The organism is Leuconostoc suionicum (assembly GCF_001891125.1).
GTDB lineage: Bacteria > Bacillota > Bacilli > Lactobacillales > Lactobacillaceae > Leuconostoc > Leuconostoc suionicum.
The window spans coordinates 1,909,621-1,932,215 of sequence record NZ_CP015247.1 but is presented as its reverse complement, the minus strand read 5'-3'; the positions used below and the strand labels follow the sequence as shown (position 1 = coordinate 1,932,215).

At 38.4% G+C, this 22,595-nt stretch carries 20 protein-coding genes; 17 read left to right on the top strand and 3 right to left on the bottom strand.

Annotated features, from left to right (window positions below):
- Positions 1–182: 182 nt before the first annotated feature.
- The 12 genes from A6B45_RS09670 (at position 183) to A6B45_RS09615 (ending at position 13,392) form a co-directional block, all read left to right on the top strand.
- Entirely contained in the window at positions 183–1,043 is an 861-nt protein-coding gene (locus A6B45_RS09670; protein ID WP_014325209.1) for an SAM hydrolase/SAM-dependent halogenase family protein, read from the top strand.
- Positions 1,044–1,068: 25 nt separating this feature from the next.
- Positions 1,069–1,632 (top strand): ECF-type riboflavin transporter substrate-binding protein, encoded by a 564-nt coding sequence (locus A6B45_RS09665; RefSeq protein ID WP_072614366.1) that lies wholly within the window; start codon positions 1,069–1,071, stop codon positions 1,630–1,632.
- A gap of 31 nt (positions 1,633–1,663) precedes the next feature.
- Complete coding sequence (locus tag A6B45_RS09660) at positions 1,664–3,340, top strand: ABC transporter ATP-binding protein (protein WP_072614365.1); 1,677 nt, start codon at positions 1,664–1,666, stop codon at positions 3,338–3,340.
- Position 3,341: 1 nt separating this feature from the next.
- Positions 3,342–4,169 carry an energy-coupling factor transporter transmembrane component T family protein gene (locus A6B45_RS09655; protein ID WP_072614364.1) on the top strand — a complete coding sequence of 276 codons (828 nt, stop codon included), beginning with the start codon at positions 3,342–3,344 and terminating at the stop codon, positions 4,167–4,169.
- Positions 4,166–5,602 carry a dipeptidase PepV gene (pepV, locus tag A6B45_RS09650; protein ID WP_072614521.1) on the top strand — a complete coding sequence of 479 codons (1,437 nt, stop codon included), beginning with the start codon at positions 4,166–4,168 and terminating at the stop codon, positions 5,600–5,602. The genes A6B45_RS09655 and pepV overlap by 4 nt, the downstream gene beginning before the upstream one ends.
- Before the next feature lie 257 nt (positions 5,603–5,859).
- On the top strand, positions 5,860–6,156 hold the full coding sequence (rpsF, locus tag A6B45_RS09645) for a 30S ribosomal protein S6 (RefSeq protein ID WP_011680503.1): 297 nt from the start codon (positions 5,860–5,862) through the stop codon (positions 6,154–6,156).
- 33 nt (positions 6,157–6,189) lie between these two features.
- Positions 6,190–6,756: a single-stranded DNA-binding protein gene (ssb, locus tag A6B45_RS09640; RefSeq protein WP_002815494.1), complete on the top strand. Its 567-nt coding sequence runs from the start codon at positions 6,190–6,192 to the stop codon at positions 6,754–6,756.
- Between the two features lie 31 nt (positions 6,757–6,787).
- Positions 6,788–7,072, top strand: a complete 285-nt coding sequence (rpsR, locus tag A6B45_RS09635; RefSeq protein ID WP_004911134.1) for a 30S ribosomal protein S18 — start codon at positions 6,788–6,790, stop codon at positions 7,070–7,072.
- A 170-nt stretch (positions 7,073–7,242) separates the two neighbouring features.
- Complete coding sequence (locus A6B45_RS09630) at positions 7,243–9,270, top strand: DHH family phosphoesterase (protein WP_072614363.1); 2,028 nt, start codon at positions 7,243–7,245, stop codon at positions 9,268–9,270.
- A gap of 17 nt (positions 9,271–9,287) precedes the next feature.
- The gene (gene rplI, locus A6B45_RS09625) at positions 9,288–9,740 is read left to right on the top strand and encodes a 50S ribosomal protein L9 (protein WP_042251058.1); all 453 of its coding nucleotides are present in this window, start codon (positions 9,288–9,290) and stop codon (positions 9,738–9,740) included.
- Between the two features lies 1 nt (position 9,741).
- A complete protein-coding gene (dnaB, locus tag A6B45_RS09620) occupies positions 9,742–11,205 on the top strand; it encodes a replicative DNA helicase (RefSeq protein ID WP_072614362.1) in 1,464 nt (487 codons plus the stop codon).
- Positions 11,206–11,589: 384 nt separating this feature from the next.
- Positions 11,590–13,392, top strand: a complete 1,803-nt coding sequence (locus A6B45_RS09615) for a bifunctional metallophosphatase/5'-nucleotidase (RefSeq protein ID WP_072614361.1) — start codon at positions 11,590–11,592, stop codon at positions 13,390–13,392.
- 41 nt (positions 13,393–13,433) lie between these two features.
- Here A6B45_RS09615 and A6B45_RS09610 read toward each other — a convergent pair whose 3' ends face one another.
- On the bottom strand, positions 13,434–13,976 hold the full coding sequence (locus A6B45_RS09610; RefSeq protein WP_072614360.1) for a hypothetical protein: 543 nt from the start codon (positions 13,974–13,976) through the stop codon (positions 13,434–13,436).
- The gene (locus A6B45_RS09605; protein WP_072614359.1) at positions 13,969–14,469 is read right to left on the bottom strand and encodes an aminoacyl-tRNA deacylase; all 501 of its coding nucleotides are present in this window, start codon (positions 14,467–14,469) and stop codon (positions 13,969–13,971) included. The genes A6B45_RS09610 and A6B45_RS09605 overlap by 8 nt, the downstream gene beginning before the upstream one ends.
- Positions 14,470–14,545: 76 nt before the next feature.
- On the opposite strand from A6B45_RS09605, the gene A6B45_RS09600 reads away from it, so the two are divergent.
- Both A6B45_RS09600 and A6B45_RS09595 read left to right on the top strand, forming a co-directional pair.
- On the top strand, positions 14,546–15,274 hold the full coding sequence (locus tag A6B45_RS09600) for a GntR family transcriptional regulator (RefSeq protein ID WP_072614520.1): 729 nt from the start codon (positions 14,546–14,548) through the stop codon (positions 15,272–15,274).
- 271 nt (positions 15,275–15,545) lie between these two features.
- Positions 15,546–17,987: a phosphoketolase family protein gene (locus tag A6B45_RS09595; RefSeq protein ID WP_072614358.1), complete on the top strand. Its 2,442-nt coding sequence runs from the start codon at positions 15,546–15,548 to the stop codon at positions 17,985–17,987.
- A 429-nt stretch (positions 17,988–18,416) separates the two neighbouring features.
- Here A6B45_RS09595 and A6B45_RS09590 read toward each other — a convergent pair whose 3' ends face one another.
- Positions 18,417–19,208 (bottom strand): ABC transporter ATP-binding protein, encoded by a 792-nt coding sequence (locus A6B45_RS09590; protein WP_072614357.1) that lies wholly within the window; start codon positions 19,206–19,208, stop codon positions 18,417–18,419.
- 318 nt (positions 19,209–19,526) lie between these two features.
- Between A6B45_RS09590 and ilvB the strand changes: the two genes are divergently transcribed.
- From ilvB to ilvC, 3 genes are read left to right on the top strand one after another with little or no spacing between them, the layout of a single operon-like run.
- Entirely contained in the window at positions 19,527–21,236 is a 1,710-nt protein-coding gene (gene ilvB, locus A6B45_RS09585) for a biosynthetic-type acetolactate synthase large subunit (RefSeq protein WP_072614356.1), read from the top strand.
- A complete protein-coding gene (locus A6B45_RS09580) occupies positions 21,236–21,481 on the top strand; it encodes an ACT domain-containing protein (protein ID WP_072614355.1) in 246 nt (81 codons plus the stop codon). The genes ilvB and A6B45_RS09580 overlap by 1 nt, the downstream gene beginning before the upstream one ends.
- 19 nt (positions 21,482–21,500) lie before the next feature.
- Positions 21,501–22,559, top strand: a complete 1,059-nt coding sequence (gene ilvC, locus A6B45_RS09575) for a ketol-acid reductoisomerase (RefSeq protein WP_341456130.1) — start codon at positions 21,501–21,503, stop codon at positions 22,557–22,559.
- The last annotated feature ends 36 nt before the right edge of the window (positions 22,560–22,595 follow it).

Genomic DNA, 22,595 nt, shown 5'->3' with positions numbered 1-22,595 from the left:
TTGTTAAGTTTCACGGTCGGTTAGCGCCGTTATAGTATGAGAGCATGTATTATGCTAAATCTGGGTGGTACCACGTTTTTTACGTCCCTGTTAATCTTTATGATTAACAGGGATTTTTTGTATTTCTTACGATTTTTGTAACCTACTAGAAAGCCATTAATAAGATGACCGAGGAATTGGAAATGACAAACAATCATTTAGTGTTACAAACAGATTTTGGATTACAGGATGGTGCGGTAAGCTCCATGAGAGGTGTTGCCTACAATGTTGCCGATAACATTGTTGTTAGTGATTTAACACATGGTATCACGCCATTTAATATCTTTGAAGGATCGTTTCGCTTGTTTCAAACTTTTGATTACTGGCAACCGGGTACAGTTTTTGTATCTGTTGTTGACCCTGGGGTTGGCTCAAAACGTTTGTCGGTAATTGCCAAGACGACAGCTGGCCACTATATTGTGACACCAGATAATGGCACTTTATCACATCTATTATCTAATGATTTAATCGAAAGTGTACGTGTGATTGATGAAACAACACAACGCCTCCCTGGTTCAGAAAAATCATCAACATTTCATGGTCGTGATATTTATGCTTATAATGGGGCTAAATTAGCTAGCGGACAAGTAGTATTTGAAGACTACACAGAAGAACTATCAGTTAGCGATTTGGTACGTTTACCAATTACACCTGGTGTTTATCAAGAAACGGTTTATGGTCAACCACAATTAGTGGGTAATATTGATATCACTGATGTTAATTTTGGTTCGTTGTGGTCAAATATTCCCTTACGAGAATTTGAAAAGATGAATTTGCAATATGGTGATACCTTGCGTGTTCAAATTAAATGTGATGGGAGTTTGTTATTTGATGAGGTGCTACCATATGTGCACACATTTACCGACGTTAACCCTGGGGAACCATTAATTTATATTGATTCAGTGTATACAGTTGCGTTTGGTTTGCATACTGGTAGTTTCGAACAAACATACCATGTGGGTGCTGGCCAAGGATGGGCTGTTTCATTAACCAAAGAAATATGATAGTCTCAAAGAAAAGGAGAGAAAAATGAAAGAAAATAACAAAAAAACAGGATTATCGGTGCGTTCAGTCGTTGCAACTGGTATCGGCGCTGCTGTGTTTTTCATTTTAATGAAGTACATTGCTATTCCAACTGGTGTGCCAAATACCAATGTTAACGTCGCTGAAGGCTGGTTAGCATTGATTGCTGGTTTATTTGGTCCAGTTGTTGGCTTTTTAGTTGGTGTTATTGGACATACAATTACTGACGCGACTTATGGTGCCCCTTGGTGGTCATGGGTCTTAGCTGACGGTGTGTTTGGACTATTACTTGGTTTGAGTAAAAGATTCTTGGATCTTGAGGGTGGGGATCTTTCTACAAAAAAGTTAGTTCAGTTTAATGTTTGGCAAATAATTGCTAACGTTATTGCGTGGTTGATTGTTGCGCCAATCGGCGATATATTAATATACAAACAGCCAGCTAGCAAGGTGTTCTTACAGGGCGCGGCGGCAACAATTGTTAACATTTTGTCTGTTGCTATTATTGGCTCTATTTTGCTAGTGGCTTACATCAAGTCACGTCCTAAGAAGAGCTCATTGCGCAGTGAATAAGTAGCCACGGGCTACGTACATAGGGGAAAACATGGTAGAACCATTTATTGATTTTCAACATGTGACATTTAAATATCACGCGCAATCTGAACCAACGTTACATGATGTGAGCTTTCAAATTTATCCTGGTGAAAAAGTTTTAATAGCCGGTGCATCTGGTTCGGGTAAAACAACATTACTGCGTTTACTGAATGGTTTAATTCCGCAAGCCTACCAAGGGGATATTACTGGTGAACTGACGATTAATGGTAAAAAGATCCTAGACCAGTCGCTGTTTGACCTATCTTTGCAAGCTGGTACTGTTCTTCAGGATTCTGATGCGCAATTTGTTGGTATGACGGTCGCCGAAGATATAGCTTTTTCTCTTGAAAATGATAATCAGCCGATAAAAACTGTCAGAGAAAAAGTCGCTAAATGGGCCAATCGATTTGGGTTAGGAAAACGCTTGACGTTGGCACCGCAATCATTGTCTGGTGGCCAAAAACAACGTACTGCTATGGCAGGTGTTTTGGTTGATGAAGGGGACCTATTGTTATTTGACGAACCATTGGCTAGCCTTGATCCAGCTGCTGGTGCGGCGGCAATGGCACTGATTGATGAACTTCAACAAGAACGTAATATGACAGTGGTTGTTATTGAACATCGGATAGAAGATGTGTTACGTGCTCATGTTGATCGTGTAATTGTCATGGCGCATGGTAGAATTGTCGCCAATGACACACCTACTGCCATTATCCAGGCTGGGGTGTTGTCTGCAAATGGCTTAGACGAGCCACTATACATACAACTATTACGCCGAGCAGGCGTTCCAGTGAATAAAATACCTCACGTAGCAGATGTTGAGAAAGTGGACGTTTCAAACTATAGAGACCAAATTGAAACTTTGGCAGAACCAGTACAGACAGTCACTCATGATGACAAACAGTTGTTGGTCCAAAGTTTAACCTTTGCGTACGACCAGCAAGAACCATTGTTTGAAAATTTGTCGACATCAATTCATGAAGGTGAAATTCTTGGTATTGTGGGCAAAAATGGATCAGGTAAAACAACTTTGTCCCACCTATTAACTGGCTTTCTGACACCTAGCGAGGGAGATATTCAATTAGATGGACGTTCGCTGCTAAACGATTCTATTAAAGAACGGGCCGACCACATAGGCTATATTTTGCAGAATCCTAATCATATGATTACGAAAGCAACAGTATTTGATGAAGTTGCCAGTGGACTGCGGTTGCGTAACGTTGATGAAGAACAAGTGACGGAACGCGTGCGTGAAATGTTACAACTTGTTGATCTTGATGGTATGCGTAATTGGCCCATTTCTGCATTAAGCTTTGGGCAAAAGAAGCGACTTACGATTGCGGCTGTTTTGGTTTTGAAACCAGCGATTCTAATATTAGATGAACCAACAGCTGGGCAAGATGCAACGCACACGTCTCAGTTGCTCGGTTTCTTACAGAATATTAACATTACGAACCATACGACCATTATAATCATTACGCATGATATGCATTTATTAGCAAACTTTGTTCAACGGACTCTGGTTGTTGTTGATGGGCAAATATTGGCGGATACAACACCAGCGGAGCTGCTAGCAAATGAGGCATTAGTTGACGCTGCAAGTTTGCGAACTACCAGTATTTATCGTTTAGCACAGCGTCTTAGCATTGTGCATCCAGAAGAATTAAATGCAGCTATAAGGAAATAAGATGGATAACTCACTTTTCGGATATAAAGCAAGAAATACTTGGATTAATCATGCTACGGGAACCGCCAAATTAGTTGGGTTTTTAGCATTAACAACAATTGGCATGATTTCTTATGATACACGTTTTTTAATTGCTTTAACAATATTATCGTTTTTTTTAATTAAAATGGCTCACATTAAATATCAGGAATATGCACTACTTTTAAAATTGGTATTATTCATTGGTTTGATTAACCTTGTGATGATTACTGTTTTGGCGCCTCAATATGGTGAACAAATATATGGTACGAAACATGTGATGTTTGGTAGCGGTTGGTTTACGATTACGCAAGAACAGCTGTTTTACGAATTTAATCTTCTATTAAAATATTTATTCTCATTTCCGTTGTCAATTGTATTGCTTTTCACCACCAATCCTAGTGAGTTTGCTGCTGGGTTAAATAAAATTGGCGTGCCTTACAAAGTGGCGTATGCCGTCGCAATTACCTTGCGCTATATTCCTGACGTACAGAGTGATTATCGAACGATTAGTTTGGCACAACAGGCACGTGGCTACGAAATATCAAAAAAATCTAGTTTAATACAACGGATGAAGGGTACTGTACAAATTATTCTACCATTGGTATTTTCAAGTTTAGGTCGGATTGATACGATTAGCCAAGCTATGGAATTACGCCGCTTTGGACGTTATAATAAACGTTCATGGTATCAAGAACAACGTTTTTCCATGCGTGATGTGACTATGATTCTATGGTCGGCATTGATTGTCGTGATTGGTGTCTTGCTATTTATAATTAATGGAGGTCGGATGTGGAATCCTTTCAAATGACAGCTGAACAGTGGCAACAAAAGTCGCAATTGTACAAATCAGAATTATTTAATGACTTGTTACAGTTTTTATCAATACCATCTGTGTTAGATAAAACAACAGCTAATGTTCAACAACCTTTTGGAGCAGGTATTGAAACAGCACTACAATTTCTAGTTGATATGGGCAGACGTGACGGATTTAAAGTTGAGCGTGTCGCGGATAATATGGTTGTTGTTATTGACTATGGACCAGATGATGCAACGGAAACCTTTGGGGTTTTGTCACACGTTGATGTTGTTCCTGGTGGGGATGGGGATGCATGGACGATAACGTTACCATTTAGCCCTAAAATCATTGGCAATCGCTTGTATGGACGTGGTTCACACGATATGAAAGCTGATTTAATAGCCAGTTATTACGCCTTGAAACAATTAAAAGATGCTGGTTTTCAACCACGAAAAAAAATACGTTTGATTTTTGGTAGTGATGAGGAATCTGATTGGCGTGATATGCGGGCTTATTTGGATCAAGTTGGTGAACCGACGCTTGGTTTTTCACCTGACGGAGCTTTCCCAGTTGTTCCTGGTGAAAAAGGTTTTCTAACCTTATCAATTCAGTTTCAAGGTACAACATTGGGTGCGTGGAAGCTACATCGATTTCAGTCTGGGGAACGAGATAATGTTGTACCAGGGACTGCGGTTGCTGATGTTGAGCTACCTGAAGGTGTTGACATCAATGGGTTTTTAGCTGCATATGAGCGCTATCTCAAAGATACACTAATGATTTCGGGTATAGGTCAATATGATGATGGGCATATTATATTAACGCTGTATGGGAAATCTGTTCATGGCGCCTACCCAGAAGATGGTTTGAATGCGGCAACGTATTTGGCTCATTTTTTGTTAAACTATAATTTTGATGATCAAGCGCATGGATTCTTAGAGTTTCTTGGTTTGACAAATCATAAAAACGTTTTCGGTGAAAAGCTCGGATTGGTTTACCATGATGATATTATGGGTGATTTAACAGTAAATGTGGGTAAGATTTTATTTCAAGCTAATGCTGATAGTGAAATTCGGATCAATTTTCGTTATCCAATGGGCATAACGGAAACCGCTATTTTGACACAAGTTCAGCGACATATGGGGAGCTTGAACGCCAAAATATTTAAGCAGGAAGCTTTCGGTACACATCCGCACATGGTAGACCTCAGTGATCCAATTGTAACAGTACTTGCGGATGTTTATGCTCAGCACACGCATACGCAAAAGACATATAAAATTTCTAATGGCGGCTCGTATGCACGCTTATTAAAACGTGGTGTAGCTTTTGGTGGGCAATTTCCTGATGTACCAGTCATGAGCCATCAGCCAAACGAATATGTACTGATAGATAACATCCCTAAGACACAAGCTATTTTCGCGCAAGTAATGTATGAAATGACTCGATAACGAAGATAGATGAGTTCGCAAATTTAACAATGCGGGCTTTTTTTGCATAGGCAGATAGGTAGTTAATATAATTCGACCGCATATCTACATAAGTAAGATAGACAAAAAAATCGTATTATAAGTTACCAGTGGAAATAATTCTGATAAACACTTGAAAAGTAAGGCTATATTGTAGTAGAATTAGTAGTTGTGAATGCACAATTTGTGCGATCACTCCTTGCAGCCAAGGCTGCCAGAGACCAAAAGGAGGAAATAAAATGGCTACATCATACGAAATGACTTATATTGTTCGCCCTGATTTGGATGCGGATGCTAAGAAGACTCTTGTTGAGCGCTTTGATGCAATCTTGACAGATAATGGTGCAACAATTCAAAAGTCAGCCGACTGGGCTACTCGTCGTTTTGCATACGAAATTGCTGGCTACCGTGAAGGTACATACCACATTATCAATTTTACTGCAGAAGACGATAAGGCTATCAATGAATTTGATCGTTTGGCAAAGATTTCTCAAGACATCTTACGTCACATGATTGTTAAGCGCGACGCAGAATAAATTTGAATTTTCACTGGGAAAGGAGCGTTAATTATGATTAATCGAGTAGTATTAATTGGGCGATTGACCCGTGATGTTGAATTACGTTACACACAATCAGGTGTAGCAGTCGGTACGTTTAGCTTGGCGGTTAACCGTCAGTTCACCAACGCAAGTGGTGAACGTGAGGCTGACTTTATTAACGCCGTTATTTGGCGAAAAGCAGCTGAAAACTTTGCAAACTTCACTGGAAAAGGTGCACTTGTGGCTGTTGAAGGTCGTTTGCAAACAAGAAATTATGAAAATAATGCTGGCCAACGCGTTTACGTGACGGAAGTTGTTGTTGATAATTTCTCATTACTCGAATCTCGCGCTGAAAGTGAAAAGCGTCGTTCTCAGAACGGATCATCGGCATCTAATAATGGTGCTGACAACTTCAGCGGATCAAACGATCATTCGTTTGGCGGTAATGATAACTCATTTAACGGTGTTGATCCTTTTGCAAGTGCGAGCTCAAACTCAAATACGCAATCATCAGCTTCGTCAAATAGTGCCCCTAACCCATTTGCGGCTAGTGGCAATACAGAAATTGATATATCAGATGATGATTTACCATTCTAAATAAATTAAACACTACGAAAGGAGCTTTATTATGTCAGAACAAAACTCACGTCCACAAAATTCAGAACGTCCACAACGTTCACGTCGCCCACAAGGCGGTCCACGTCGTCGTCGTAAGGTTGATTTCATCGCTGCTAACCACATCGAATATATTGACTATAAGAACACTGAATTATTAGAACGTTTCATCTCAGAACGCGGTAAGATTTTGCCACGTCGTGTGACTGGTACTTCTGCAAAAAACCAACGCAAGGTAACTACTGCTATCAAGCGTGCACGTATCATGGCTTTGTTGCCATTCGTTACGGAAGATTAATTTCTAAAAGCCTGAGGCAAACCGCCTCGGGCTTTTTTGTATATTTCGTATTGAATTCGGGATGTAGCTGTATCTAACGAACCATGTTATGGCTTGTCTGAAGTATTCTCATATTAATAATGGCACCCTGTGGTAAAATAGAAGATATGATAATTAGAAGGAAGTAGCACGTGAAACGATTTTTAAGTTTTAAAAATTTACCGATATTCTTTCAAAACACTAAACTGAGTACAGTAGCATTTTTGTTACTTGTATCAAGTGTAATGAGTGTTATTTTTGCTATGCTGTTTAATATAACATTTGGGCTCATCTGGTTGGCAATAGTTATTATTGGATTAGTGTTTAGTGCACAAGCCTTCAAAGAGGTTAGTGAAGATGCACAAGAGTACTTGTCTGGCTTAGGGTATCGCATTGCACGTAGTGAACAAGAAGCTTTAATTCGAATGCCGATTGGCATTATTTTGCTTAATCAAGATAAAAAAATTGATTGGATTAATCCATATATGCAAGCATACCTAGACAAAAGAGATGTGCTTGGATTAGAATTGTCGGAGCTAGATAATAAATTGGCTCTAGAGATTGATAATTATGCCGATGCTTCCGAGACAAATACAATCACCTGGCAGGGTAGGCAGTTTTCGTTATTTGTTCAACAAAACTTACGGGTCATTTATTTGATGGATATCAGTGAGTATGCCGCGATTACTAAAAAGTATGAAGATCATCAGTTGTTCAGTGGGTTGATATCGGTTGATAACTACGAGGAAGTCACTGATGGTATGAGCGAGTCTGAAACGTCTACTTTACGGACATACGTGACACGCGCATTGTCTGATTGGGCGCTCGAACATCATATTTATATCCGTCGTTTGAATACACTTCATTATGTTATGTTTGGTTATCAATCAGCCCTTAAAGAAGCTGAGGAAGATAAGTTCAGTGTCTTAAAAGACATTCGAGAAGCAACGGCACAACAGAACTTACCTGTGACATTGTCGGTCGGAATAGCATATGATGACACAGATATTAATAAGCTTGCTAAAATGGCCCAGACAAACTTAGATTTGGCCTTGGGTCGTGGTGGTGATCAGGTGGTTGTGAAATCTGAACAGGCAGCGGCACGTTTTTATGGTGGTGCAAGCAATCCGATGGAAAAACGTACCCGTGTCCGTGCTCGCATGGTATCACAAACTATTGCTGAACTAATGGAGCAGGCTGATAATATTATGATTGTCGGACATGCAATGCCGGATCTAGATGCAGTTGGCTCTGGATTGGGTGTCTGGCGTATGGCCCAGACAAAAAATAAACCAGCTTTTCTTGTGTTGGACGAAAAGCATGTGTACAGTGATATCCAGCTACTGTTAGCTGAACTTCGCAAAAAGCCATCAGAATTTGTGGCTCCAGGATCAAATATTGATGATTCTATCGTAGATGAAGCGCGAGCATTGAAGCTAGTACGTGATAATACGTTACTAGTATTAGTTGATCATGCCAAAGCAAGTATTTCTGGCGCACCACAGCTACTCGAGAGGTTAGCCAACCGTGTAGTTGTGATTGATCATCATCGTCTAGCCGAGCAAGGTTTAGATGAAAAACCGTTGATGTCTTATATAGAGCCATATGCATCATCGACATCAGAACTAGTTGTTGAGTTGCTGCAATATCAAGATCAGTCACATGCACCAATTACAAAGCTAGAATCAACGGCGATGTTAGGTGGCATACAGATTGATACTAAAAACTTCACTTTGCGTACGGGATCACGTACATTTGATGCTGCTAGTTATTTACGTGCTAACGGAGCTGATAGTAACTTGATTCAGTCATTTATGAAAGAGAAGTTCTCGGATTTCAAATCGCGAAGTCATTTGGTTAATTTGGCAGAGATTCATGAAGGGAATGCTATTGCTGTTGGTGATAACAAAGATATCTATTCTGGTTTGCTTACTGCACAAGCTGCGGACGAACTCTTGCAAATTAGCGGTGTGTATGCCTCATTTGTGATCACTAAACGTCAGGATGGACGGGTTGGTATTTCAGCCCGATCAACTGGGGAACGCAATGTGCAACGTACAATGGAGGCCCTTGGCGGTGGTGGGCATTTATCTAATGCAGCCACCCAAATTGCTAATGTAACAACCGAAGAAGCCAAACAACAATTATTAAATGTAATTGCGGAACAATCAGAAGATTAACATAGGGGATTAAAAAAATGAAAGTAGTATTTTTAGAAGACGTTAAAGGCCGCGGAAAAAAAGGAGAAATTAAAGAAGTACCTGATGGGTATGCCAATAATTTTCTAATTAAAAATAAAAAAGCAGAGCCAGCTACAGGAAAAAACTTGGGCGCCGTTAAGGGGCGTCAAAAGGCTGAAGAAAAAGCGGCAGCTGAGGAACTAGCTGAAGCGAAAAAATTAGCAGATTTTTTCGCTAACGAAAAGACGGTTGTTGAGCTAACTGGCAAATCAGGAACAGATGGACGTCTATTTGGTGCTGTTTCAACAAAACAAATTGCGGCTGCCTTAGAAAAACAATATCAAATCAAAATTGATAAGCGAAAGATGGAACTCAATCAGCCAATACACGCACTTGGTTATACAGATGTACCAGTTAAATTACACCGAGAAGTGACAGCGCAATTGCGTGTTCATGTAAGCGAGGGTTAATATGGATAATCCGGTATCAAATGAATATCGGCAAGTGCCGCAAGATGGTGATGCTGAACGCGCAGTTCTCGGATCCATCTTTTTTGCTGTTAAGTCAGAAAATGCGATGGTTGAAGCTAGTGCAATCTTGGTACCTGAGGATTTCAATAAATTAGCGAACCAAACTATTTTTAAAGCCATGCAGGCATTAGTGGATGAAAACCGTCCAATTGATATGCTGACAGTGCAAGATAAACTTAATAGTATGCATCAACTTGAAAACGTTGGTGGCATGGCTTATCTGGCAGAAATATCAGAGTCAACGGCTTCATCCGCCAATTTGAAGCATTATGCAAATATTGTTCGAGAAAAATCCGTTTTACGTAAAATGATTGATACGTTAACGAGAACAATGTCGTTGGCTTATGATGCTGCAGAACCAAGTGAAGATTTATTAGCGCAATTATCACGTAGTATTGATACCATTGCTGAAAATCGTGGCGATGAAAACTTTAGGAAAATCAAAGATGTATTGCAGGAATATCAAGCCAATCTGGACGAAGCTGTTAAAAATGATAGTGATGTTGTTGGTTTATCAACAGGATATCCTGAAATGGATAAAATTACACATGGCTTTCGAAATGATCAGATGATTGTTTTTGGTGCTCGACCAGCCGTTGGTAAAACGGCCTTCGTGTTGAACATTGCCCGCAATGTAGCCAAAAATGAAAAAGTGCCTGTTGTTATTTTTGAAATGGAAATGAGTGCGACAGATATTGTTGGCCGATTGCTTGCGGGTGAGGGGTCAATTGATTCTAATCATTTAACAACAGGGCAAATGACTCAAGAAGATTGGCAAGCGTTAACACTTGCTATGCAATCACTTGCGCAAATGAAAATTTACATGGATGATACTGCTGGTATTAAAATTAACCAGATTAGTGCCAAGCTACATCAATTGGAACGTGATTTGTTAAGTGACATGACTCAAGAAGAGCGCATTCAAAATCCGCATCCAATCGGTATGGTCGTAATTGATTATTTGGGGCTAATCGAGTCCAATAACTCCGAAAGTCGACAACAAGCCGTTTCTGAAGTTTCACGCGCGATTAAAAAAATGGCTAAAGAGTTGAACACACCAATTATTGCACTTGCACAATTGAGCCGAGGTGTGGAGCAACGTACTGACAAGCGCCCAGTTTTGTCAGACTTACGTGATTCAGGTTCGATTGAACAAGATGCTGATGTTGTCGCGTTTTTGTATCGAGATGATTATTCACGTGGCGATTCTGAAGATGGTGACGGGGACCCGCGTGAAGAACAAGAAGCGGTGCCGATTGAAATTATATTTGAAAAAAACCGAGCTGGCGCTCGTGGTACAGCTACCTTGATGTTTAATAAACCGACATTCAAGTTTAATGCTATGGCACCGCTATATCGGGATGATATGAATGCTGGCGCGCCGGATATCAGCCCAGGTTGGTGATGAAAAATTAAATTAGTAATAATTATACGAAAAGGCTTCATAGTATTTATGAAGCTTTTTTATTGTAATCCGAACAATTGATTCAAAAATTTAAAAATATTTATTAAAAATATAACGTTTATCAATTTTTGGACAAAATAGTAATTGTTTAAATAAATCATTTGTTAAAAAATAGTGAGTGTAAATTTATTTTAGACAGTATTTTTTTGATGTTTATTTTGCTTAAAATGCCTACTTCCCAGAGAAACTAGTAAATGCGATTATGTTTTAAATTACGAACGATTTACTGGTTTTAATAAAAATTGTTTCTTTTTAACCAAATTATAATTGGGCGTGTATTATGTGAAATGATATACTAAAACCACTTATAGGGGAGAAGATGATATGAGATTAAAATTATTATCCGGTTTAATACCGTTCGTTTTTTGTGGGTTAATGTTAACAAGTGGTCCAGTAATTTACGCAGATGTTCAAGTTACGAATGATACTGACAGTTATAGCAAGCCTAGTCTTGAACCTGATTACCAAAAGACAGATCAGAGTAATAGTCGAGACATTGCTGTTCAGTTTTTAGGAATTAATGATTTGCATGGTGGATTGGAGACCACAGGCGCTGTGGAAATCGGGACAAAAACATACGAAGATGCGGGAACTGTTGGTCGTTTGGCATCATACTTAAATCAAGCAGAATCACAGTTTAAAAAGGTAACGAAATCTACTAACAGTTTACGCATTGAAGCAGGCGACATGGTGGGTGCCGCACCAGCTAATTCATCATTGTTGGCTCATGAGTCAACAATGCATGTTTTAAAAGCTATGAAATTTGAGATTGGCACGTTAGGTAATCACGAATTTGATCAAGGTTTGCCAGAATTTAATCGCATATTAACTGGCGGAAAGCCAAGTAGTAGTGCAGATTCTTTAGTTAAAAATTATGCACACCGTTCCTCAGGAATTAAAATGGTAGTTGCCAATGTTGTCAACAAGAAGGATCATAAAATACCCTATGGGTATAAACCTTATGTGATTAAAACAGTAAAGCAAAATAATAGAACAGCCAAAGTTGGTATTATTGGTTTAGAGACTTCCACGCTACCAAGTTTAACTCTGTATAAAAACTATAAAGATTATCAAATACTCGATGAAGCGAAAACTATTGCAAAGTATGACAAAATTTTACGCAGTAAGGGTGTTAAAGCTGTAGTTGTAGTTGGCCATACTGGTGTTCGAAGTAAAGACAACACAACTAGCGGTCCTACAGTAGACATCTTGCAAAAGGTCAATAAAATAGATCCTAATAATAATGTTGGTTTATATATAGCTGCGCATTCTCATCAGTATGCAAATGCACGGGTTGGTCGCACGCATGTGGTACAAGCTGTGTATACAGGAAAAGCATATGATGATAGCTGGAGTTATATCAGTTCTAAGACAGGTAAATTTACAAAAGTGTTGACACATGTTTATCCAGTATTGTCACAAAAAGATGACGCTGAAACTAAAGCGGACAAAAAAGTAACATCAATTGTGAATGAAGCTGATAAACTTGTGAAAAGTAAAGTGAACAATGTTATTGGCTATGCAGGAAAAGCAGAAACCATCACTGGACGATTGCATAATAATTCAACTATGGAGAATGAAGCAGGTGAATTAGTCGCTGATGCACAATTGTACGGTGCTCAAAAAGCTAACTTGAAACCGGATTTTGCTTTTACCAATACCGGTGGTGTGCGGTCTGACTTAGTTGTAAAATCTAATAAAACGATTACTTGGGGTGCGGCATTAGCTGTTCAACCATTTGGAAATGTGTTACAAGTAGTTGAAATGACGGGTAAACAAATTCGTCAGGCATTGAATGAACAATATGATGAGAATCAGCAATACTACCTACAAATAGCTGGGTTAACCTACACTTATGAAAAAAATAATAATGAGAATCAGCTCTATGTTGTTAAAGAGATACATGATAGTAAAGGTCAACTAGTTTCTGATAATCAAACTTATCGTGTCGTAATTAATGACTTTTTGCATGGAGCAGGCGATAATTTCTACGCGTTTAAAGATACTAAGATAATTGGAGCAGTGGGAACAGATACGGATACGTTTATTAAATATATTAAAGCGATGACTAAAACTGATCATAAGGTAGTTGCACCAGTATTAGACAGAAAGAAATTTATTGAATGAGTAAAAAATCCTTAGTATGTCAGAATGGCCTACTAAGGATTTTAAAGTATATATTGTAATATTGTGACGACTAAAATGACAATTATATATAGTGGAACGCCGCGCCCAAAGTTGCGCCAATCAGTGGCTGATAAATTAAACCCAAGTAATAAGCTACCAATAATCACTGCAACAATTAGATTTTTAATATATGAATCAGGCGACCATACAAATTCTATGAGGAGCCAAATAACACTTGAAATACCAACTACAGGCGCCACGCTGATAAATGTATTACCTAATCTTTGATAAAAACTATGTGGATTGTACTCTCGGTTAACATATCCTAATACACGATCATCGCTAATTTGCCACAAACGAAATCCAATAACATGATGCCTGAAAATCATGGCGACAATTAGATGACTAATTTCATGCGTTACAACACCAAAGAAACTTAAAACAGCGGTAGTTGTGTAAGATGTATGTATTGTTAACCAGTTTGTCAGCGTTCCAGAAAGGAAACTAATAAACCAGGCAACTAGCACCGGTAAAATCAAAAAATAAGCGATATTGTGTGCTAATAATGACAAAAAATCAATCATGTTCTAGCAAATCCGCAAACTCAGAATGAATTAAATTGACAACTTCTTGTGGGTTAACTTTATCCGAACGACTAAGCTCGCCACCACTAACAATAATATAAGGCAGGTTAGCTGCAGTAAGATCAAAATAAATTGGGAAATGTTTATTTTGCCAAATACCCACAGGATTATTTGCGCCATGAATATAGCCAGTAGTTTTTTGTAAATCCTTGAGAGGTAGCATGGCTACTTTTTTATTGCCGGACACTGCCGCTAATTTTTTGAGCGATAAGTGTTTTGTAATTGGTAAAACAGCAACAATTGGACCTGTCTTGTCACCGTGTGCTGCCAATGTTTTATAGATATCGTCATGTTTCACGTGAAACGTTTCCAGAATAGCATCGCGCTCGTCTGGCGTTTTATCTAATATATTAAGGTTAAGTGGTTCATAGTTAACATTGTGTTTGTCCATTACTTGTTCGGGTAATGTTTTTTTCATTTTCTTTTTACTCATAAGACCATTTTATCACAAATTGGCTCTACCAATACAGTGACTGGTCAGACCAATGTATGTTATACTAAATAACATTATGTCAGAAGCTATTTATGTGACCGTACAAGCGGATCTAAAACAGAAAATTTACCAAGGTGAATTTCCAAACTTAAAATTACCAGATGAACGTTCATTAGCCGAGCAGTATGGTGTTTCACGTTCTTCAATTAAGCGTGCACTAAATGTGTTAGTTCAACAGGGCGTTATTTTTAAAAAACGTGGTAGTGGTACTTTTGTTAATCCATTATATCTTAAAAATCATGCGATTTTTCAACATGAAGGATCCAACCTAGGTGTGTCCGATTCATTTCGTGTTGACGGGCAAGCACCAAGTATCGAATTGCTTGATTTCCAAGTGATTCCAGCAACACCAGAACAACAGCAAGCGCTTTTTCTTAATGATGGTGATTTTGTATATGAAATTAAGCGGTTACGTCGTTTGGAAGGTGTGCCATTTATGATTGAACGTGGCTATGTACCCATTAATGTATTGCCCGGATTAAACAGAAGTATAGTTTCTGGGTCAGTCTACGAATACATTGAAAAAAATAAGCATCGCACAGTTACAAAGTCATTTATGACGATTATGGCAGAGCCTTCTAATACGGAGGATCAGGAATTGCTTGAACTGAAAGCTACTGAACCTGTCGGTATTATGGAAGGAATCTTCTTCATGGATGATGGTACGCCTTTGGAATTTTCGACGATGCGATTACATTATAAGTACCTCCGCTATAATGCTTTTGTGAGCTTAGATTCCGAATAAACTTACATTAATAGAAAATTAATATATAAACGCAATAAAAACAGATCTAGTGTGCAAGATCTGTTTTTTATGTAGAGAACAAATCAACGTGTAATTGGTACGTTCCAATTGTAATTAAAAACCAACCATATTTTTTAAAAACCTGACCCAATTGGACCTTTTCCCTTGAAGAAAAAAGTATAATCGGTTATACTATAGGAGTAAATAACGGAAGAAGTTCGTGGTTTACGGTGTTTATTATTCTTGCAAAAAATAAGGAGTACTTAATCTCATGGCAGATTTTGATTCAAAAGAGTACTTGGAACTTGTTGATAAGTGGTGGCGCGCAACTAACTATTTGTCAGCGGGGATGATCTTCTTGAAGAGCAACCCATTGTTCTCAGTTACTAATACACCTATCGAGGCTGAAGACGTAAAAGTCAAGCCAATTGGACACTGGGGTACTATCTCAGGTCAAACTTTCTTGTATGCACATGCTAATCGTTTGATTAACAAGTATGGTTTGAACATGTTTTATATTGGTGGTCCTGGTCACGGTGGTCAAGTTATGGTTACTAACGCATACTTGGACGGCGCATATACTGAAGATTATCCTGAAATTACTCAAGATATCAAGGGCATGAGCCACTTGTTTAAGCGTTTCTCATTCCCTGGCGGAATTGGATCACACATGACAGCTCAAACACCAGGTTCATTACACGAAGGTGGTGAATTAGGTTATTCATTGAGTCATGCTTTTGGTGCCGTTTTGGATAATCCTGACCAAGTTGCTTTCGCAGTTGTTGGTGATGGTGAAGCCGAAACAGGTCCATCAATGGCTTCATGGCATTCAATCAAGTTCTTGAATGCAAAGAATGATGGTGCCGTTTTGCCTATCTTGGATTTGAACGGATTCAAGATTTCAAACCCAACTATCTTCTCACGTATGAGTGATGAAGAAATCACAAAGTTCTTTGAAGGATTGGGTTACTCACCACGCTTCATTGAAAATGATGATATTCATGACTACGCAACTTATCACCAATTAGCAGCAAACATTTTGGATCAAGCTATTGAAGACATTCAAGCTATCCAAAAGGATGCTCGTGAAAATGGTAAGTATCAAGATGGTACAATCCCTGCATGGCCAGTTATTATTGCTCGCTTGCCTAAGGGCTGGGGTGGACCAACGCACGATGCAAGTAACAATCCTATTGAAAATTCATTCCGTGCGCACCAAGTACCATTGCCTCTTGCACAAAATGATTTGACAACATTACCAGAATTCGAAGCTTGGATGAATTCATACAAGCCTGAAGAATTGTTCAATACTGATGGAACTCTGAAAGATGAGTTGAAAGCTATTGCTCCAAAGGGTGACAAGCGTATGTCAGCTAACCCTATCACTAATGGTGGTGCTGATCGTTCAGACTTAAAGTTGCCTAACTGGAGAGAGTTCGCCAACGATATCAATGATGATACACGTGGTAAGGAATTTGCTGATAGCAAGCGCAACATGGATATGGCGACATTGTCAAATTACTTGGGTGCCGTTTCAGAATTGAACCCAACTCGTTTCCGCTTCTTCGGTCCTGATGAAACAATGTCAAACCGTTTGTGGGGATTGTTCAATGTTACACCACGTCAATGGATGGAAGAAATCAAAGAACCCCAAGACCAATTGTTGAGTCCTGCGGGTCGTATTATTGATTCACAATTGTCAGAACACCAAGCTGAAGGTTGGCTTGAAGGATATACTTTGACTGGTCGTGTTGGAATCTTCGCATCATACGAATCATTCCTTCGTGTTGTCGATACAATGGTTACACAACACTTCAAGTGGTTGCGTCACGCTTCAGAACAAGCATGGCGTAATGACTATCCATCATTGAACTTGATTGCAACTTCAACTGCTTTCCAACAAGATCACAATGGATATACTCACCAAGATCCAGGTATGTTGACTCACTTGGCTGAAAAGAAGTCAAACTTCATTCGCGAATACTTGCCAGCTGATGGTAACTCATTGTTGGCTGTTCAAGAACGTGCCTTCTCAGAACGTCACAAGGTTAACTTGTTGATTGCTTCTAAGCAACCACGTCAACAATGGTTTACAGTTGAAGAAGCTGAAGTATTGGCCAACGAAGGTTTGAAGATCATTGATTGGGCTTCTACTGCACCTTCTGGTGATGTAGATATTACATTTGCATCTGCTGGTACAGAACCTACAATTGAAACTTTGGCTGCCTTGTGGTTGATTAACCAAGCATTCCCAGAAGTTAAGTTCCGTTATGTTAACGTTGTTGAATTGCTACGTTTGCAAAAGAAGTCAGAACCTAACATGAACGACGAACGTGAATTATCACCTGAAGAATTTAACAAGTACTTCCAAGCTGATACACCGGTTATCTTTGGTTTCCATGCTTATGAAGACTTGATTGAATCATTCTTCTTCGAACGTAAGTTCACTGGTGATGTATATGTTCATGGATATCGTGAAGATGGTGACATCACAACGACATACGACATGCGTGTATACTCACACTTGGATCGTTTCCACCAAGCTAAGGAAGCTGCTGAAATCTTATCTGCAAATGGTAAGATTGATCAAGCTGCAGCTGATACATTTATCGCTAAGATGGATGACACATTGGCAAAGCATTTCGAAGTTACTCGTAATGAAGGTCGTGATATCGAAGAATTCACTGACTGGAACTGGTCACCACTTAAGTAATCTATAGGTTACTTTGTAAAAACCGACTATTATTTTAATAGTTGGTTTTTTATTGTGAAAAATAAGAAAAACAACTGTGCAACAAATAAGACCAAGTGAAATAAGCCGAAAAAAGTTATGGATGAACTGTGTTTTTCCAAAAATTAGGTAATTTGCAGAAAATATTTCATTTTAATAAATAAATGATAAAAGCCCCTGATTAGCTAGCTAATCAGGGGCTTTAAAAATCACCATATCAGCTGCTCATAGTCTGGAATGACAAATGAGCAGAATAAATATCAGCTCATTGTCATTAAGTAATAATGACGATGACGCTGAGAATGAGTTGATTAGTTACTGACATGGTTTTATTCATAGCTTTTTCTCCGTACGTTTATTTCATTTAATTAAAACATATATATAATTTCAAGTCAAGTTCACATTTTAATTTCATAAATTAGCTGGATATACAGCAATTCTTTGATTTGATATAGGTATGATTTTAATTGGTTTAGGATAAAATTTTGAAAGTAGTGACTCAGTCAATATCTCACTACGAGTTCCCTGTGCAAAGATTTTGCCATTTTTGAGCAGCATTACATGTTGAAAAATTGGCAAAATTTCTTCAGTGTAGTGCGAAACAAATAATAATGTTGGATGATTGGGTAGTTGTGCAAGTTTATTAATTTGTACTAATAATGATTCACGAGCAAATAAGTCTAGACCATTGCAGGGTTCGTCAAGTATAAGTAACTCAGGATTACCCAGGAGAGCTCTTGCAATTAAAACTAATTGACGTTGACCTTGTGATAAAACTCGGTATTGTTTATTGATTAGCTCAGATCCACCTAATTTTTCTAGTAAGTTAATTGCTTCGTTCAAATCACTTTGTTCAAAATCGTTATGAATACCAATCGTACCGAACTTTCCACTTAAAACAATATATTGCGCTAAATGGTGTTCTGGGAATTGTGATTGAATAGCCGTAGAAATTAGGCCAATTCTTTTTTTAAGTTCTAGGACGTTAGTTTTTCCAAATGTTTCTCCGAGAACGTTTATTTTTCCAGTAGTAGCCCAATAATCACCATAAAGCAGTGACAATAATGTTGTTTTACCGGCACCGTTCAAACCCATCAATACCCAATTTTCGCCTTTTTTTAGAGTCCAATTGATATTTTGTAATATCATTTTTTCTCTTTCAAATGAAACGTTTTCCATTGATAATACTGCGTCTTCTGCCATATAAATATTCTCCTTTAGATTAAAAAAAAATGAAACAATACATTTAGAATATCATTTTTATAAATTGTTAACTGTCTCAATTGACTGAAATATTCCGTTATTATATACATTAAAATATTCCAAAGTTATATATTATATTTTCAAACACTGATATATAAAAGTTTATGAAGCTTTGTGTTGATATTTTTTAGTCTTTTTTATATTAATCAAGTTGACATCACTAATTCGATTTGTCACAATACACTTGTTGCTTTGTTAATCAAAATCTAATTTTACTAATTTTCAAAGTGGCTGATAATTTTAAGAAGGGAGTAAGCTATGAAAAATGTAGTATTAACCGAAAGTAAGAATGGTGCTCAGATACTACTAGATTCTTTAGAGAAAGCAGGTGTTGACAGTCTCTTTGGTTATCCTGGCGGGGCAGTTATACCACTATATGATGCGCTATATGAATCGAGTATCAACCATATACTTGTTCGTCATGAACAGGCAGCTTCGCATGCTGCAGAAGGCTATGCAAAGGCCACGGGGAAACCAGGTGTTGTGCTAGTCACCTCAGGACCAGGTGCAACAAATACAGTTACTGGAATTGCAGATGCCTTTTGTGATTCAGTTCCATTAGTGGTTATATCTGGTCAAGTGGGTTCCGCAGCTATTGGTTCAGATGCTTTTCAAGAGTTAGATATTTTGTCTATAACAAGTTCTATAACTAAGATGAGCTATCAAGTTAGAACAGTTAGCGAATTACCATTAATTGTTGAAGAAGCATTTAAGGTCGCAGTCTCTGGTCGACCGGGTCCTGTGCTAATTGATTTGCCGAAAAGTGTTATGTTGGCAAAAAATGATGAAAATAATCATGCTAATACATTCTTCCACCAAATTGATAATGCTAAACCTGTTGTTGATACTGTTAAGGTACGCCAATTAGTAGCAGCTTTGTCTAAAGCTCGTCAGCCACTTATTATTGCTGGGGCAGGGGTTTTGAAATCAAATGCACAAGAATTATTACGAACATTAATGCATCGTTATCATATACCAGTTGTGTCGACATTATTAGGGTTGGGTGCTGTTGATTCTGATGATCAACTGTTCCTGGGAATGGTTGGTATGCATGGGTCTGTTGCAGCTAACACAGCAATCGATCAAGCAGATTTTATTTTGAATATTGGTTCAAGGTTTGATGATCGTGTTGTGACAAATGTAGACGATTTTGGAAAAAATGCAATAATTGCCCATGTTGATATTGATGCAACAGAGTTAGAAAAAGTATTGTCGACAACTTATGCTATTCACGCCAGTGCTGATGATGCTTTAAATGCTATTCTTTCTGAATTGAAGAATAGAACGATGACTGATACATCAGCATGGCAAAATTTGAACCAGCACGCTAAAGGCGAATCAACTTTTCACTATCATAAGTTGAAAACTGCTATCATGCCTCAAGAAGTAATTCAAGCCGTTGGTGAAGTTACCGAGGGGAATGCGATAGTGGTAACAGATGTTGGGCAACATCAGATGTGGGCAGCACAATTTTATCCATTCAAGCATAACTACCAAATGATAACTTCTGGTGGTTTAGGAACAATGGGGTATGGCCTACCTGCAGCTATTGGGGCCAAATTTGCTAGACGAGAAAAAGAAGTTGTGCTCTTTGTCGGTGATGGCGGGTTCCAAATGACATCGGAAGAACTAGCAATTTTGAATGATAATAATTTAAACATTAAGATTGTTATGTTTAATAATCATTCGCTGGGCATGGTTAGACAATGGCAAACATTGTTTTTTGACGGTCGATTGTCTAATACAGTTTTCAAGTCGCAACCACGATTTGATCAACTAGCACAAGCATATGATATTAACTATGCTCGGATTGATAATCCAAATAGTATGTTTGAAGAGTTGCAGGAAGCCTTTGACTCAGATAAGTCAATTCTTATTGAAGTGATTATTCCAGATGATGTAAAAGTTTTGCCAATGGTTAACGCTGGCGCAGCTTATCGGGATATGATTACTGAGGAGGAAGCTTAATGGATAAGACATTTATAACACGTGTGTATAACAGGCCTGGTTTGTTAGTTAGATTTGCGAGTGTACTAACTCGCTTGAATTTGAACATTAAGTCGTTGATGGTCACGCCTGATGAAGATCAAAAAATTTCCACGATTTCATTTATTTTTGAATCTGAAGACGAAAAACAAACGGCAACAGTTCGACGTAATTTATTAAAACAATTAGATGTATTAGCAGTAAATGATGGATTTTGCCATTATTAATCAAAAAGAATTTAAAATCATGGAGGATTTTACTATGGCTACAAAGATGTTTTATGACAAGGATATTGATACAACACCATTAGAAGGTAAAAAAATAGCTATCATTGGGTATGGTGCACAAGGACATGCTCAAGCAAATAACTTACGAGACTCAGGATTTGATGTCATCATGGGCTTGCGTCCAGGGAAGTCTTTTGATAGCGCTAAAAAAGATGGATTTGAAGTTTATTCAGCAGCAGAAGCTACGGCTCAAGCAGATATTATCATGATGGAAACACCAGATGAATTGCAAGCTTCTGTTTGGGAAAAAGAAGTGGAACCTAACATTAAAGCTGGTTCATATCTTGGATTTTCTCATGGATTTAACATTGTGTATGGTTTGATTAAGCCAAATGCTGACATCAATGTCATGATTATTGCGCCTAAGGGTCCTGGGAACATTGAACGTCGTCAATTCGTTGAAGGTGGTGGTATTCCTTCTTTGTATGGTGTACAGCAAGATCCTACTGGTGACACAGCTGACGTTGCCAAAGCTTATGCTAAGGGTATTGGATCAGGTCGCGCAGGTATTTTGGAAACAAGCTTTGAAGAAGAAACAACTGAAGATTTATTCGGTGAACAAGCTGTTCTTTGTGGTGGTTTGACACCGTTGATTGAAGCTGGATTTAACACATTGGTTGAAGCTGGCTATTCACCAGAATTGGCTTACTTTGAAACATCACATGAAATGAAGATGATTGTCGATTTGATTTTCGAAGGTGGTTTCGAAAAGATGAGACATGATTGCTCAAACACTTGTGAATATGGTGAAATGTTGAATGGCCCACGTATCATTACTGAAGAATCAAAGCAAGGAATGCGTGATGTTTTGAAAGATATCCAAGATGGTACGTACGCTAAGAAGTGGTTGGCAGAATACAACTCTGGTTTGAAGGATTTGGAAAAGATGCGTACAGAGTACAAGAGTGGTTTGTACGAACAAACTGGTAAGAAGGTTCGTGCCATGATGCCATGGATTTCAGATGCTGACAAGTATTCAACAGCAGCGGATACTGAACAATTCTCAGCAGCGAAGTAATAAAATGAGAAGCATTGTCTAAAAAATGATGCTTTT

Excerpts from the sequence above, each read along its gene's own strand:
- A6B45_RS09670 (WP_014325209.1), top strand. The coding sequence starts at position 183 with ATGACAAACAATCATTTAGTGTTACAAACAGATTTTGGATTACAGGAT.
- A6B45_RS09665 (WP_072614366.1), top strand. The coding sequence starts at position 1,069 with ATGAAAGAAAATAACAAAAAAACAGGATTATCGGTGCGTTCAGTCGTT.
- A6B45_RS09660 (WP_072614365.1), top strand. The coding sequence starts at position 1,664 with ATGGTAGAACCATTTATTGATTTTCAACATGTGACATTTAAATATCAC.
- A6B45_RS09655 (WP_072614364.1), top strand. The coding sequence starts at position 3,342 with ATGGATAACTCACTTTTCGGATATAAAGCAAGAAATACTTGGATTAAT.
- pepV (WP_072614521.1), top strand. The coding sequence starts at position 4,166 with ATGACAGCTGAACAGTGGCAACAAAAGTCGCAATTGTACAAATCAGAA.
- rpsF (WP_011680503.1), top strand. The coding sequence starts at position 5,860 with ATGGCTACATCATACGAAATGACTTATATTGTTCGCCCTGATTTGGAT.
- ssb (WP_002815494.1), top strand. The coding sequence starts at position 6,190 with ATGATTAATCGAGTAGTATTAATTGGGCGATTGACCCGTGATGTTGAA.
- rpsR (WP_004911134.1), top strand. The coding sequence starts at position 6,788 with ATGTCAGAACAAAACTCACGTCCACAAAATTCAGAACGTCCACAACGT.
- rplI (WP_042251058.1), top strand. The coding sequence starts at position 9,288 with ATGAAAGTAGTATTTTTAGAAGACGTTAAAGGCCGCGGAAAAAAAGGA.
- dnaB (WP_072614362.1), top strand. The coding sequence starts at position 9,742 with ATGGATAATCCGGTATCAAATGAATATCGGCAAGTGCCGCAAGATGGT.
- A6B45_RS09615 (WP_072614361.1), top strand. The coding sequence starts at position 11,590 with ATGAGATTAAAATTATTATCCGGTTTAATACCGTTCGTTTTTTGTGGG.
- A6B45_RS09610 (WP_072614360.1), bottom strand. The coding sequence starts at position 13,976 with ATGATTGATTTTTTGTCATTATTAGCACACAATATCGCTTATTTTTTG.
- A6B45_RS09605 (WP_072614359.1), bottom strand. The coding sequence starts at position 14,469 with ATGAGTAAAAAGAAAATGAAAAAAACATTACCCGAACAAGTAATGGAC.
- A6B45_RS09600 (WP_072614520.1), top strand. The coding sequence starts at position 14,546 with ATGTCAGAAGCTATTTATGTGACCGTACAAGCGGATCTAAAACAGAAA.
- A6B45_RS09595 (WP_072614358.1), top strand. The coding sequence starts at position 15,546 with ATGGCAGATTTTGATTCAAAAGAGTACTTGGAACTTGTTGATAAGTGG.
- A6B45_RS09590 (WP_072614357.1), bottom strand. The coding sequence starts at position 19,208 with ATGGCAGAAGACGCAGTATTATCAATGGAAAACGTTTCATTTGAAAGA.
- ilvB (WP_072614356.1), top strand. The coding sequence starts at position 19,527 with ATGAAAAATGTAGTATTAACCGAAAGTAAGAATGGTGCTCAGATACTA.
- A6B45_RS09580 (WP_072614355.1), top strand. The coding sequence starts at position 21,236 with ATGGATAAGACATTTATAACACGTGTGTATAACAGGCCTGGTTTGTTA.
- ilvC (WP_341456130.1), top strand. The coding sequence starts at position 21,501 with ATGGAGGATTTTACTATGGCTACAAAGATGTTTTATGACAAGGATATT.